Raw genomic sequence first — 13,684 nt, 5'->3', positions numbered from 1 at the left:
CGTGGCCCGACTCCCCGAGGGCTCCGGCCCCGACCTCGCTCGCGAGCACGAGCCGACAATCGCCCCCCCTGCCCCGGCTCCGGTACGCTCGGGATCGCTCCGGGGGAGGGCTTCCCGATCGGGCCCGCCAAAGAGATCGACCAGGACGGCCCCGATCGGCCAAAGCCCCCCGGCCCGGGCGATCCCCTCCGCTCCCGGAGGACGGACCCCGGCATCGCCTTCCGGCGCTCAGAGGGACCGAAGAGCCTCCAGCACCTCGGCGACGTGACCCTGAACCCTGACCTTCGGAAAGACCTTGCGGACGATGCCGTCCGAGTCGATCAGGAACGTGGTCCGCACCACCCCCATCGACCTCTTCCCGTACAGGGTCTTCTCCTGCCAGACGCCATACCGTTGACAGACCTCCTTCTCGGCGTCCGCCAGGAGTGAGAACGGCAGGCCAAGCTTGCCGGCGAATTTCTGATGCGAGGAGACGCCGTCCGGGCTCACGCCGAGGACGATCGCCCCGGCCTTCTCGTACTCGGCGATCGCGTCCCGAAAGTCGCAGGCCTCGGTGGTGCACCCCGGGGTCGCGTCCCGGGGATAGAAGTAGAGCACAACGGGCTTCCCCTTGAGCTCCTTCAGCGACACGGCCTTGCCGTGCTGATCCAGCAGAGAGAAGTCCGGTGCGGGCGTACCTGCTTCGATCATGGGAGGGTCCCCTCCGTGGTCCGGGCGCCCCGAGACGGCCGCCTTGGCCGATCTCGGGAGTCGCGGTTACTCTAGGCGGTCGGACGGCGGCCGGGAAGGCCGGGGATCTCCCCGGGAGCCCGGCCGGCAGGAGGACGTTCCTCGACCCGAGCGGAGGCCGCGGCGATGGGCAGCGTGGAATACTTCGAGCACACCGCCGACGTCGGCCTTCGCGTCCGAGCGGGGGACCTGGACGAGCTGTTCCGACTGGCCGCCGAGGGGCTGTTCGACTACATCGTGGTCAACCGCGCCGAGGTCCGTCCCGAGGTGTCGGAGACGGTCTCGCTGCGGGCCGACTCGCCGTCGGAACTGCTGGTCGACTGGCTCAACGAGCTGATCTTCCGCCTGGAGACGACCCACCGGCTGTTCGCTCGCTTCGAGGTCCAGCTCTCCGGCGAGGGGACGGCCCTGGAGGCGGCCATCGCCGGAGAGCCGATCGACCGCGACCGGCACGTGCTCGACCACGAGGTCAAGGCCGTCACCCGCCACGAGGCGACGCTCCGCCGGGAAGGCAACGGCTGGCTGGCGGAGCTGATCCTCGACATCTGATCCGGGTCGGCTCGGATGGCCCTCGGCCCGAGGATCGAGTGAAGGGCCGGGGGCCGGTTAGAGGAGATCGACGGGCAGGTCGTGCTCGGCGATGAAGCGATCGGCCTCGGCCCGGGAGAAGATGCCGGCGGTGGTGCCGACGGCCCGAACACAACTGGCCCCCAGGGCGCTGGCCAGCTTCAGGCAGCCGGGCTCGTCGAGCCCGGAGATCAGGCCGGCGATGTAGCCGGCGTCGAAGGCGTCTCCGCTGCCGGTGCCGTCCACGAAGTCGACCGGGTAGACGCCCAGGCGGAAGCGGTGGGCGTCGGAGACGGAGATCGAGCCGTGCTCCCCCCGGGTGATGACCACCCGCGAGGCCCCCAGGGACCGAAACGCCTCGGCCTGTCGAATCGGGTCGGTCTCCCCGTCGAGGATCAGGGCGGCCTCGTCGGCGTTCGGCAGGAAGACGTCGGTGTGGGGCAGCACCGGCCGGAGCGGCCCGAGGTAGTCGGCCGGGCCGGGGCAGGCGACGTCGAGCACGGTGGTGATCCCCCGCTGCCGGGCCCTCGCGAAGCGATCGGCCAGCGCCTCGGGGTCGAGGCCCGGCAAGATCAGGTAGCCGCCGACGTAGAGCACCCGGGAATCGGGAGCGAGGGCCGCGTCGAGGTCGGCGGCCGACAGGGCCGCGTTGGCCCCGAAGCTGTGGATGAACCGGCGATCCTGGCCCTTGACGTTCACAATCAGCGTCTGGCTGGTCGCCCGATCGCGGTCGACGACCAGGCCGCTGGTGTCCACCCCCTCGCGCTCCAGCGTCCCGGCGACGAAGCGGCCGAAGGCGTCATCGCCGACCCGGCAGCAGATCCGGGCCCCCACCCCCAGCCGGGAGAGCACCACGGCCACGTTGGCCGCCAGACCGCCGATGTTCAGGACCAGGTCGTCCACCTTGACCAGCTCCCCAGGGCCGGGGAGGCGGTCGATCGGCGGGGTCAGGTGATCGGCGACAATCACCCCGGCGCAGACGACCGGGGCGCCGTGGGAGTGGGTAGCGGACATCGTGTCGGGGGCCTCGCACGCTTTCCAATCGATCCCGGCAGCAGACGCTCCAGGCTACCGCGCCCCGGCGGAGGGGTGAAGCGGCCCCCCCTCTCTCTCTCCGGCCGGCGCCCCAGCCATCGCCCCGGCCCCCGGGCCTCCCGAGGCGGCGGCCCGCATCCGCACGATGTTTCGGAAAATCAACCCGTGATGATCCTGCGGAGCCCCCCGCTTCGACGCCCCCCCATTTCTCTTGTGCCGATTCGAAACCACCGTCTAAAGTTGTCCTATCTTCCACACCCCTCCGAAAACGGCACATCCCCACGGAGATCGCTCCTCTCCGACGACCTTCGCCCCGATCGATCACGCATGCAAGGAATCACGCTTGCAATGCACGGGCGGGAGATGCAAGATGAGGGAGGAGGCGCAGGGGCCCGGGTCCCGGGCCAGGGCCTCGGGCGGCCGATCGGAGGTCGGCCCGAGGGTGGGACGGGAGGGCGACGGGGACCGGACCGCGGCCCGATTGAGTGTTGCGACCCGAGAGAGACACCGAACGATGACCAATCTGCCTGACGGGCCCTGGCACCGGAGCGACCGCCGCGGAGCGAGGGTGGAGCGGCGACGGAGAGTCCGGCGGCCGGGCTTCGGACTCGAGCCGCTGGAGCAGCGCCGCCTGATGGTGGCGTCGCTGACAATCGCGGACGCTTCGGGGATCGAGGGGCCGAACACGCCGGTCAACTTCATCGTCCGGCTGTCGGAGCCCAGCGCCACTCCGGTGCAGGTCCAGTACCAGACGTCGGACATCACCGCGAAGGCCGGCACCGACTACGTGCCCGCCAGCGGGACGCTGACGATCCCCCCGGGTCAGGTGGAGGCCGTGATCACCGTCCTGCTGTTGGACGGGCCGGTCTACGGCGGCACCCAGACCTGGCGCGTGACTCTCAGCGACGCCTTCGGCGCGGTGATCCAAGACGGGACGGCCATCGGCACCGTGATCGACGACGAGCCGCTTCCGAGCCTCTCGGTCGATCCGGTCCAGGTGGTCGAGGGGGATGATGGCTCTCCTCAGGCGGTCTTCACCGTGCGCTTGCAGCCCCGGTCCTTCTTCGACACCTCCTTCTCCTTCGCCACCAGCGACGGATCGGCGACCGCCGGCTCGGACTACCAGGCCGTTCAAGGCTCGATCACGTTCAAGGCGGGAGAGATGGAGAAGACCATCTCGGTCCCGATCCTCCCCGACCAGGCGATCGAGGCGGACGAAACCTTCCGCCTGGTCTTCACCCCCACCGGGGGCCCGTCACAGCAACCGCCGGCCGAGGGATTCCCGGCGACCATCCTGGACGATGATCAGGAGTTCCGCTTCTCCAAGTCGAGCTATTCGGTCGCCGAGGGCGACTCGGTCGAGGTCGTCATCTTCCGGAACGCCGGAGGAGCGCTCGCCCGAGCCGCCTCGGTCGACCTGGCGGCCGGCGGCGGCTCGGCGACCATCCCCGGCGACCTGCCCGCCTTCGCCCAGACCGTCCAATTCGCCCCCGGGACCAATCGGGTCGCGGTCGTGATCTCGACCGTTGATGACTCCGAGCCCGAGGAAGCCGAGACGGTCGACCTGCTGCTCCAAAATCCGACCGCCGGCGCCTCGATCGGCATCCCAGGGACCGCCTCGCTCACCATCGCCGCCAACGATCAGCCAACCCCGGGCCCGGGTCCGGGGCCTGGTCCGGGGCCTGGTCCTGGTCCTGGTCCCGAACCCGACCCCGGCCTGATCTCTGCTGGCCTCAGGGGGGATTACGACGGCGACGGGAGAACCGACCTGGCCCTCTACCGCTACGACGCCGCGACCGGATCGGCTGTGTTCGAGATCCGGATGTCCAACAACGGCAACCCGTTCGACACCTCGATCGTCATCACCAACGTCGGCCCGAACGTGATCCCCGTCTCCGGCGACTTCGACGGCGACGGCAAGACCGATGCGGCGGTGGTCGATCCGCAGGGCAAGCTGTTCGGCTCGACCGTGCCGAATGCGAGCATCTGGATCTTCCTGCTCTCCGGCTCGAACAATGCCCGCCGCGAGGTCCCCTTCGGCGGCGCCGGCGTGCTCGACCGGCCGGCTCCGGCCGATTATGACGGCGACGGCCGGACGGAGATCGCCACCTTCCGGGCGACCAGCGACATCACCCCAGGAGCCGCCGAGTGGTTCATCCTCCCCTCTCGGCCGAACCCGAACTACGAAACCAACACCGGGGCCTTCCGCGTCGTCTTCGGCGCCCCGGGGGGAGATGATCTCCCCGCTCCGGCCGACTTCGACGGCGACGGCCGGGCCGACATCGCCACCTTCCGCCCGATCCCGACCCCCGACGACCTGAAGCGGGGGGTCAGCCCGTTCGTGGCCCAGTGGTTCATCCTGCCCTCGCTGCGCAACGACCTGACCTTCTCGGGCAAGGTGGGCGGCTACCCCGTCACCTTCGGCGCCGCCGGCAACGCCGACCAGCCGGCGATGGACGATTTCAACGGCGACGGCCGGGCGGAGATCACCGCCTTCCGCTCCATCAGCGACCTGGTGGACGGCCGAGCCCAGTTCTTCGTTCTGCCCAGCGCCGGGGAGGCGCCGAACTACGGCGGCGGCTTCCCGGTGACGTTCGGCCAGGCCGGCGACCAGGCCGCCATCGGCGACTACGACGGCGACGGTCGGCCGGAATACGCCGTGTACAACCCCGGCAACGGGGTCTGGCTGATCGACCCGGCCGGGCTCCCCTCGGGGCAGCCCTCGAATTCGCCGATGGCCCAGACCTTCCGCCCCAACGGTGGCGGGGTGCCGGTGCTGGCTCCGCTGTACTTCCGCCTGCTGGCGACGAACAACATCCCGGCGATCACCTGATCGCCGGGCCCGGAGCGATCCCGAGCCGGTCGATCGACCGGGGGGAGTCCGCCCCGCTCGGGTGCCGGCCTCCCCCCGGTCGGTCGGTTCCGGATCCGGTCCCTGGCGTTGGCGTTGTCGGGTGGGGAGCGATCGCCTCAGCGGGGCCGGTCATCCATCCGAGCGGTGGTCGACGGAGACGACGACCTCGTCGGGCCGGGGTTCGTCCCGGGAGCGGACGCGCTGGCCGATCAGCTCCTCGATCTCGACGTCGGAGATGACCTCCCGCTCGATCAGGGCGTCGGCCAGGCGGTCGAGCTGCGCTCGGTGCTCTTCCAGCAGGCGGTAGGAGCGCTGGTCGGCCTCTCGGAGGATGCGGGCGACCTCCTCGTCGATGACCTGCTGGGTGTGCTCGGAGTGGTCGCGGGGCTCGGTCATCTCTCGGCCGAGGAAGGGGTGCTCCTCGGACCCCTGGACGTAGACCGGGCCGACCCGGGGGCTCATGCCCCACTGGGTGACCATCATCCGGGCGAGCCGGGTGGCCTGCTTCAGGTCCTCGGCGGCGCCGGTGGAAAGATCGTCGTAGACGAGCTTCTCGGCCGCTCGGCCGCCGAGCAGCACGTCGAGCCGGGCCCGGATCTGGCTCTCGGAATAGCCCAGGCGGTCCTCCTCGGGGAGGAACTGGGTGACGCCCAGCGACCGCCCTCGGGGGATGATCGTCACCTTGTGCACCGGGTCGGTCTTGGGGGTCATCCAGGCGACCAGGGCGTGGCCGGCCTCGTGGTAGGCGGTGGCGCGCTTGTCCTTCTGGGTGATGAACTCCTCACGCTTGGCCCCCATGATCACCTTGTCTCGGGCGGCGTCGAAGTCCTTCATGTCGACCTTGTCCTTGTTCTCGCGCGTGGCGATCAGCGCCGCCTCGTTCACGAGATTGGCCAGGTCGGCCCCGGACATGCCGACGGTGGACCGGGCGATGGCGTCGAGGTCCACCTCGTCGGCTAGGGGAACGTGCCTGGTGTGGACCTTGAGAATCTCCAGGCGTCCCTTGCGGGTCGGCCGGTCGACGGTGACGTGGCGGTCGAAGCGGCCGGGCCGGAGCAAGGCCGGGTCGAGCACGTCGGGGCGGTTGGTGGCGGCCAGAACGATGACCGTCTCGCTCGGCGTGAAGCCGTCCATCTCCGTCAGGATCTGGTTGAGCGTCTGCTCCCGCTCGTCATGGCCGCCGCCCAGGCCGGCTCCCCGGACGCGCCCCACGGCGTCGATCTCGTCGATGAACAGAATGCAGGGGGAGTTCTCCTTGGCCGTCTTGAACATGTCGCGGACCCGGCTGGCGCCGACGCCGACGAACATCTGGATGAACTCCGACCCGGAGATCGAGAAAAACGGCACACCCGCCTCTCCGGCCACGGCTCGGGCCATCAGCGTCTTGCCCGAGCCCGGGGGGCCGATCAGCAGGACCCCCTTGGGAATGCGCCCGCCCAGGCGCTGGAACTTCTCGGGGGTCTTGAGGAACTCGACGATCTCCTGAAGCTCGGCCTTGGCGTTCTCCAGGCCGGCAACCTCGTCGAAGGTGGTGCGCTGCTTGGACTTGTCGTGCCGCTTGGCCGGGCTCTTGACGAAATTGCCGAGGATCCCCCCGTCGAACTGGTCCCGGGCCCGACGCATCATGAAAAAGATCAGGCCGCCGATGAGCACCATCGGCAGCAGGAAGCTGACCCACAGCAGCGTGGTCGGCGTCGAGGGCTCCAGCACCGTGACCTCGGGCTTGTTCCGGGGGGTGTCGGTGCCGGGGATGGTGTCGCTCTCCAGCGCCTCGAGGATCTCGTCGAGCGCCTTCTCGGTGGGGATCGTGGTGACGAAATGCGACACCGTCGTCGCGGCGGCGTTGGGGGAGGCCTTGTAGTCCGTGTCGGGCTGGCGGAGCTTCCCCCGCGCCTCGCTCCCCTGGATCGTGATCGATTCGATGTTGTCGGAAGCCACCTGGTCGAGGAACCAGGGGGAATAATTGACGCGAACCTCGGCCCGGAAGGGGTTCCACATCAGGAACACCAGGACCATCGCGGCAATCAAGAACAGCAGCGACCACGGGGGCGTGGGAGTGCCGGACGAGCCGCCTCCCGAGCCGCCGCCGTTGCCGGCCTTGCGCCGCTCGGGAGCGCGGCTTCGGGTGGTGCTGTCGCCGTCTTGGGGCGCTCGCTGATTCTCCATCGGCTCGTCATTCCGTCCTGAAAAGGGTAGCCCGAGGGGGACACTCCGGCTCCTGGTTGTTCGGCGCGTGCCGGCCGGTCCTCGACAGAAGGAGTGTAGAATCGGGGTCGATCCGAGGCGACCGCGGCCGCTCGGGAGCCGAGGCCCGGCCCGGCCCGGTCCGGCTTAGTGGCCGGCGCCTCCCTGCTCCAGCCACTTCTCGCAGTCCAGGGCGGCGGCGCAGCCGGAGCCGGCGGCGGTGATGGCCTGGCGGTAATGGGTGTCCACCACGTCGCCGCAGGCGAAGACCCCGGCCACGTCGGTGGCGGTGGCGAAGTTCGCCATCCGCTCCCGGAGCCCGGCGGGGGCCTCGACGTCGTCCCAGGCCAGCGCGGCCCGGGTCAGCAGATACCCCTCGGGGGTCATGGCCAGCTGCCCCCGGAAAATCTGGGTGTTCGGCACGTGGCCGATGGCCAAAAACAGGCCGGAAACCTTCAGATCCTTGACGATCTCGCCGGTCTGGGTCGAGCGGAGCCGGATCCCCTGAAGCTTTGGCCGCGGGTCGGTCTCGCCGTAGACTTCGTCGACCACGGCGTTCCAGGCGTAGTCGATCTTCGGGTTGGCGAACAGCTTCTCCTGCATGATCTTGGAGGCGCGGAGCCGGTCGCGCCGGTGGATCAGTGTGACCTTCGAGGCGAACCGGGTGAGGAAGGTCGCCTCCTCGGCGGCCGAGTCGCCCCCGCCCACCACGGCGATCTCCTTGCCCTTGTAGAAGTGGCCGTCGCAGGTGGCGCAGGTGCTCACGCCGGCCCCCTTGAACGGCCCTTCGTTGCCCAGCCATCGCGCGGCGGCTCCGGTGGCGACGATCAGGGAGTCGGCGGTGTACTCGGTCCGGGTCCCGCTCTCGGGGTCGCCGGAGGGGTCGTCGGTGGTCGAGACGACGAAGGGCCGCTTCGAGAGGTCGACGGCGATGGCGGTTTCCCAGCGGGTGTCGGCGCCGAAGCGCTGGGCCTGCTCCCGCATCCGGTTCATCAGGTCGGGGCCGTTGATCCCCTCGGGGAAGCCGGGGAAGTTCTCGACGTCGGTCGTCAGGGTGAGCTGACCGCCGGGCTCTCGGCCCTCGAAGACCAGGGGGGCGAGGTTGGCCCGGGCGGCGTAAATGGCGGCCGTCAGGCCGGCGGAACCCGAGCCAATGACGATCACGGCGGCGTGCTGGGACATCGTTCCCTCACCAAGGTCGACCGAACGAAGCGATCCGGGGGCCCTCGGCGGCCGGCCGGGGCGGGGACCCGACATGGTACCAGGATTGGCCCCGGGGATCGGCCCCGAATCCGGTCCCGGCGGCCTTCGGCGCCCAGGGGCCCTCGAGCCTCCCCAAAGCGGAGGGGGCGCAACCGGCCCATTATACGAACCGCGACCGGCCTCCGCCCAGGGAGCCGCCGGCGCCGAGCCCCGACCGGACGTCGGAGCGTAAGCTAGGGTTCCCTCGGCAGGACGGGGACGAGGAACCCCGCCAGCGCCCCCCCGCCGACCGCCCCGCCCCCCGGGGACGTCGCGAGGACCGAGGACCAGGAGCGTGCGACCGATGCTCGTACTGACCCGCAAGCGAATGGAAAAGCTCTACATCGGCGGAAACATCTGCGTCACCGTCGTGCGGCTGGAAGGGGGCCAGGTCCGGCTGGGAATCGAGGCACCCCGGGATGTCCCGGTCGTCCGCGCCGAGCTGCGCGACCGAGACCGCGCCGAGGCCCTGGCCCGGAACCCCGGCTCACCCCCCCGGGCCTCCTCGGCCTCGGCCTCGGCCTCGGCCTCGGCCTCGGCGGCAGCGGCGGCGGCGTCCCCGCCCAGCTGGCCGGTCCGCTCCGGACCGCTCACCGGCCGGGCTTCCTCGGTCCGGGGGCCCGGGGCGACGCTTCAGGATTGCTGAACCAGGTCCGGCTCCCGGAACCGGTAGCCCACGCCCCGGACCGTCTCGATCAGCTCGGAGCCCGCCCCCAGCTTCTTGCGCAGGCTCTTGATGTGGACATCGATCGTCCGCTCCAGGACCATCGCGTCCTCGCCGATGGCGGCGTCCATCAACTCGTGCCGGGTAAAGGCGCGGCCGGCCTGCCGGAGCAACACCTCCAGCAGCCGGAACTCGGTGGGGGTCAGCGGCAGCTCGACCCCCTCGAACAACGCGCGGTGCCGGTGCTTGTCCACCGTCACCCCCTGGACCTCGATCACCTCGCCGGTCGCCGGCTCCCGGCGGCCCGATCTCCGGCGGAGCACCGCCTTGATCTTCCCCACGAGCACCTTGATGCTGTACGGCTTGGTGATGTAATCATCGGCCCCCACCGCCAGGCCGATCAACTGGTCGCTCTCCTCGGACTTGGCCGTCACCATCAGGATCGGGATCTCCCTCGTGCGGGGCCCCGACCGCAGCTCCCGGCAGACCTCCAGGCCCGGCTTGACCGGCAGCATCAGGTCGAGCACGATCAGGTCGGGCAGGCGGAGCTGGGCCTGCCGCAGGCCGTCCTGGCCGTCCCAGGCGGTGAGGACCTCGTACCCCTCTCGCCTCAGGTTCATCGCCAGCGTCTCGGCGAGGTGACGCTCGTCTTCGACGATCAGGATTCGAGTGGTGGCCATGAGCGTTGCCGTCAGGGGGTGCGCGCCGGAAGTCTCCAGGACGATCGTACCCGACCCAGCTCGGGCTCGTTGTGAAGGATCCGCGAGGATTTCATGAAGCCGACGCCGGCTCGAACGGCCGGCGTTCGAGCAGCTGGCGGACGACCGCGACGGGGTCGCCGGTCTGCTCGAAGATGGCGACCTGGCGCTCCGAGCCGGTGGGCTGCTCGGCCAGGTCGAGCACCGTCTCAATCTCCCGGAGGCAGCCCAGCTCCTCGGGCACCCCGCGGCGGAGCAGCGTCTCGACCAGCTCCCGCACCACGCGGCGGGCCGGGCGCGGCTCGGCGGTGAACGGGTCGACCAGCTCGGCGGCCATCCCGTAGCGGCAGGCCCGCCACTTGTTCTGGCGGTTCATGAACGGGTGGCCGTCGGGCAGGTAGGTCCCCTCATCGATCTGCCGGGACAGATCCCGGACGAGGCACTGCACCAGCGCCGCGATCGCCACCACCGAGGGCAAATCCGGCGGCATGTCGCACACGCGCACCTCGACCGTCCCAAAGTTGTGGTGCGGGCGGATGTCCCACCAGATCTCCCGGAGCGACCGGATGAAGTTCGTCTCGACCAGATGGTTGAGCAGCCAGACGTACTCGCTCCAGTTGCGCATCACCGGAGGCATCCCGGCGGTGGGGAGGTCCTCCATCACCTTGCTGCGCTGCGAGTGCAACCCCGTGTTCCGGCCCGACCAGAACGGGCTGTTGGCCGACAGCGCCAGCAGGGTCGGCAGATGCCGGAGCATCCGGTCGCAGATCATGATCGCCTTGTCGCCGGAGTCGACCCCCACGTGCACGTGCAGCCCGAAGGTGACCAGCCGTCGGGCGGTGTCCTGCAACAGGTCGACCAGCCCGTAATACCGCTCGTCGGGGGTCACGCGCTGCTCGTACCACCTGGAGAAGGGGTGGGTCCCGGCCCAAAACAGCCGGAGGCCGTGGCGGCCGACAATCTCCTCGACCACCCGGAGCTTGCCGGCCAGGTCCTCGCCCACCTCGGCGGCGGTCTGGCAGATCTCGGTGTTGATCTCCAGGTACGACTGCATGATCTCCGGCTTCACCCGCCCCGACAGCGCGGCGGGGATCTCCGGCAGAATGTCGTTGATCGCGTTGCGCAGGGCGAAGGTTCCCTCGTCGACCAGCTGCAGCTCGATCTCCACCCCCAGGCTCGGCCAGGTGTTGCGGACGAATTCGAGGCGCTCATGCATGGCCGGAGCCTCCCTCGGAGAGCAGGACGACGGATCGGGCCAGGATCTTGGCGCCGATGACCAGGGCGCGCTCGTCGATGTCGAAGCGGGGGGAGTGCAGGGCCGGCCAGCCGGCCGCACCGGCGACCCCCAGCCGAAGCATCGCACCGGGAGCCAGGCGGAGGTACGCGGCGAAGTCCTCACCGCCCAGGCTCGGGTGCGGGATCTCCCCCACCTTGTCCGGCCCAACGACCTCCGCCGCGGCCCGGGACAGAGCATCCATCACCCCCGGATCGTTGATCACCGGGTCGACCCCCTGGAGGAACTCGACCTGAATCTCCGCCCCGGTGGCCGCGTTCACCCCCCGGGCGATCGCCTGGATCGCGGCGCAGGCGCGCTCCCGAGCGGCCTGGCTCAACGACCGAAGCGTCCCCTCCAGGCAGACGGTATCGGGAATCACGTTGTTCGCCTGCCCGCCGTGGAACATGCCAAAGGTGACCACCACCGGCTCCCGGACGTCGACCGACCTCGGCACCTCCTGATAGACGGCCGAGACAAACCGCACCGCCGCCGCGATCGGGTCGATCGCCTGGTGAGGACGGGCCGCATGCCCCCCCCGGCCCCGGACCTCGACCTTCAGATCCCGGCAGTCGGCCGTCAGCACCCCGGCCCGACGGGCGACTCGGCCAACCCCCAGCTCCGGGTCGACATGCAACGCGACGATCGCCGACACCCCCTCCATCGCCCCGGCCCGGATCATCTCCAGCGCCCCGTCCCCCGTCTCCTCGGCCGGCTGGAAGATCGCCCGCCAGGGAATCGCCCGGGGCAAGTGCTCCCGGCAGCGATGCAAGGCCAGCGCCGCCCCCAACGCCATCGCGGTGTGCGCGTCGTGCCCACACGCATGCATCACCCCCGCGCAGGTCGACCGGTACGGCACGGCGAGCTTGGCGTCCTGCATCCGCAGCGCGTCGATGTCGGCCCGCAAGGCGACCCGAGGCGGGCCGTCGGACCCCGGTTCCGGTTCCGGCCCGGCGATGAGCCCCCGGCCGGTCGGGGCGATCCGAATGAGGATCCCGGCGTCCCCGAGGATCCGGGCCAGCTCCTCGGTGGTCCGGTATTCCTCCAGACTCGGCTCGGGATGGGCGTGCAAGTGCCGTCTGACCGACCGGAGCAGGTCGGCCATCTCGTCGATGCAGGCGTCGATCGCCTCGGCGAAGGTCATGACCATCGTTCCATCTTATCCCGGCGCGCGGCGAGGGCGAAAGCGAACGGCGAGGCGACCTCCCCGCGAAACCGCGCCGATGCTTGTCATCGGATCGTCCCCCGGCGATCATCGACGCTGAGGGATGGGCGCGAGGGCTCCCCCCGGCCGATCCGATCTCCAACGGGCCTCCCCCCCAGCCGGGCGGCCCGGCGACCGGAATCCGCTCCGACCGACCGACCGACCGGCCGACCCGAGCCCTCCCCGAGACGCGACGATGACCGAGACGACCTACTTCGAGGAAGTCCGCTGCGAGCTCTCCGCCGGCCTTCGAGACGACCACCTGACGGCCAGCGTGGTCGACGACGAGGGACGGGTCCAGTACCTCGACGTGACCCCCGGCCTGATCAACCGGCACGACGGGATCCCGTTCTTGCCGGTCGGGTTCGTCCAGATCGACCGAGAGCGGCGCCGGGTGCTGGTCGAGTTCCCCTGCGAGGCGTATTCCGGGGCCAACAGGGCCTGGATCCCCTTCGAGACGCTGCGGCACGAGGACAGGCCGATCCCATGATCCTCTCGGACCGGGAAATCGCCGCCGCCATCCGGGAGGGCTCGCTCCGGATCGACCCGGTCCCCGCCGATCATCTCTGGACCTCGACGGCCGTCGACCTGACCCTCGACGCCACCCTGGTCCGCTGGAAGACCGGCGGCCTGGTCGTCCGGCCGGGGGTCTCGGGCTTCAACGTCCGCCGTCTGCTGGCCGATCCCGACCTGGCCGATCGGGTGCCGATCCCCCCCGAGGGCTTCCCCCTGGGCCCCGGCCAGTTCGTGCTCGGCTACACCGAGCAGGCGATCCATCTCCCCCGATCGGCCCGCCTGGCCGCCCGGGTCGAGGGCAAGAGCAGCCTGGCCCGGCTGGGAGTCGGCGTCCACGTCACCGCCCCCACCATCCACGCCGGCTTCGGCGACAACCCGGAACGCATTGACGAGCCCGGCCTGCCGATCCAGCTCGAAATCTTCAACCTCGGCCCCCTGACCGTGGCCCTCGACGCCGGCATGCCCATCTGCCAGCTCATCCTCGAGGAGGTCGGCCAGGAGCCGAACAAGGGCTACGCCGGCCAGTTCTCCGCGCAGCGGAGCTTCACCGAGCTTCGGCCCTGAGCCGAACCGCCTCCCAAAAGCTCGTGGTCGGCGTTCGTTGTGACCGCCAGACCCCCGAATCGCGATCCTCTTACCAGAGGGACGCCAACCGTCCGGGGACGTCCCCCGTCCGCCTCGATCCTTGGCAACTCGATCACCCCGACCGCGGCGCTCG

12 protein-coding genes are annotated in these 13,684 nt (G+C 70.3%); 5 read left to right on the top strand and 7 right to left on the bottom strand.

From position 1 onward, the window contains the following. Positions 1-228 precede the first annotated feature (228 nt). Positions 229-690, bottom strand: coding sequence for a thioredoxin-dependent thiol peroxidase (gene bcp, locus TsocGM_RS00240; protein ID WP_126723313.1), 462 nt, complete (start codon positions 688-690; stop codon positions 229-231). Between the two features lie 165 nt (positions 691-855). Between bcp and TsocGM_RS00235 the strand changes: the two genes are divergently transcribed. Continuing rightward, entirely contained in the window at positions 856-1,278 is a 423-nt protein-coding gene (locus tag TsocGM_RS00235; protein ID WP_126723312.1) for an archease, read from the top strand. Between the two features lie 57 nt (positions 1,279-1,335). On the opposite strand, the gene TsocGM_RS00230 is transcribed toward TsocGM_RS00235, so the two are convergent. After that, complete coding sequence (locus TsocGM_RS00230; RefSeq protein WP_126723311.1) at positions 1,336-2,310, bottom strand: carbohydrate kinase family protein; 975 nt, start codon at positions 2,308-2,310, stop codon at positions 1,336-1,338. 535 nt (positions 2,311-2,845) lie between these two features. Here TsocGM_RS00230 and TsocGM_RS00225 point away from each other — a divergent pair. Continuing rightward, positions 2,846-5,164 carry an FG-GAP repeat domain-containing protein gene (locus tag TsocGM_RS00225; protein ID WP_158633312.1) on the top strand — a complete coding sequence of 773 codons (2,319 nt, stop codon included), beginning with the start codon at positions 2,846-2,848 and terminating at the stop codon, positions 5,162-5,164. 150 nt (positions 5,165-5,314) lie between these two features. Here the strand turns inward: TsocGM_RS00225 and ftsH are convergent, their stop codons facing one another. Both ftsH and trxB read right to left on the bottom strand, forming a co-directional pair. Further along, on the bottom strand, positions 5,315-7,351 hold the full coding sequence (gene ftsH / locus TsocGM_RS00220) for an ATP-dependent zinc metalloprotease FtsH (protein WP_126723309.1): 2,037 nt from the start codon (positions 7,349-7,351) through the stop codon (positions 5,315-5,317). A 165-nt stretch (positions 7,352-7,516) separates the two neighbouring features. Further along, positions 7,517-8,551, bottom strand: coding sequence for a thioredoxin-disulfide reductase (gene trxB, locus TsocGM_RS00215; protein WP_126723308.1), 1,035 nt, complete (start codon positions 8,549-8,551; stop codon positions 7,517-7,519). Positions 8,552-8,915: 364 nt separating this feature from the next. On the opposite strand from trxB, the gene TsocGM_RS00210 reads away from it, so the two are divergent. Further along, on the top strand, positions 8,916-9,257 hold the full coding sequence (locus TsocGM_RS00210; RefSeq protein WP_126723307.1) for a carbon storage regulator: 342 nt from the start codon (positions 8,916-8,918) through the stop codon (positions 9,255-9,257). Here TsocGM_RS00210 and TsocGM_RS00205 read toward each other — a convergent pair. From TsocGM_RS00205 to TsocGM_RS00195, 3 genes are all read right to left on the bottom strand, one after another. Then, complete coding sequence (locus TsocGM_RS00205) at positions 9,245-9,955, bottom strand: winged helix-turn-helix domain-containing protein (RefSeq protein WP_126723306.1); 711 nt, start codon at positions 9,953-9,955, stop codon at positions 9,245-9,247. The genes TsocGM_RS00210 and TsocGM_RS00205 overlap by 13 nt on opposite strands. A 91-nt stretch (positions 9,956-10,046) precedes the next feature. Further along, on the bottom strand, positions 10,047-11,189 hold the full coding sequence (locus TsocGM_RS00200; RefSeq protein ID WP_126723305.1) for a carboxylate-amine ligase: 1,143 nt from the start codon (positions 11,187-11,189) through the stop codon (positions 10,047-10,049). After that, complete coding sequence (locus TsocGM_RS00195; RefSeq protein ID WP_126723304.1) at positions 11,182-12,396, bottom strand: M20 metallopeptidase family protein; 1,215 nt, start codon at positions 12,394-12,396, stop codon at positions 11,182-11,184. Before TsocGM_RS00195 ends, TsocGM_RS00200 begins: the two co-directional genes overlap by 8 nt. 250 nt (positions 12,397-12,646) lie before the next feature. Here TsocGM_RS00195 and TsocGM_RS00190 point away from each other — a divergent pair, with 250 nt between their 5' ends. Together TsocGM_RS00190 and TsocGM_RS00185 are read left to right on the top strand one after the other, a co-directional pair. Further along, the gene (locus tag TsocGM_RS00190) at positions 12,647-12,940 is read left to right on the top strand and encodes a hypothetical protein (protein WP_126723303.1); all 294 of its coding nucleotides are present in this window, start codon (positions 12,647-12,649) and stop codon (positions 12,938-12,940) included. After that, entirely contained in the window at positions 12,937-13,530 is a 594-nt protein-coding gene (locus tag TsocGM_RS00185) for a dCTP deaminase (RefSeq protein WP_126723302.1), read from the top strand. Before TsocGM_RS00190 ends, TsocGM_RS00185 begins: the two co-directional genes overlap by 4 nt. The last annotated feature ends 154 nt before the right edge of the window (positions 13,531-13,684 follow it).

This window comes from Tautonia sociabilis (genome assembly GCF_003977685.1).
Lineage (GTDB): Bacteria > Planctomycetota > Planctomycetia > Isosphaerales > Isosphaeraceae > Tautonia > Tautonia sociabilis.
This window is presented reverse-complemented; position numbering and strand designations above follow the sequence as displayed.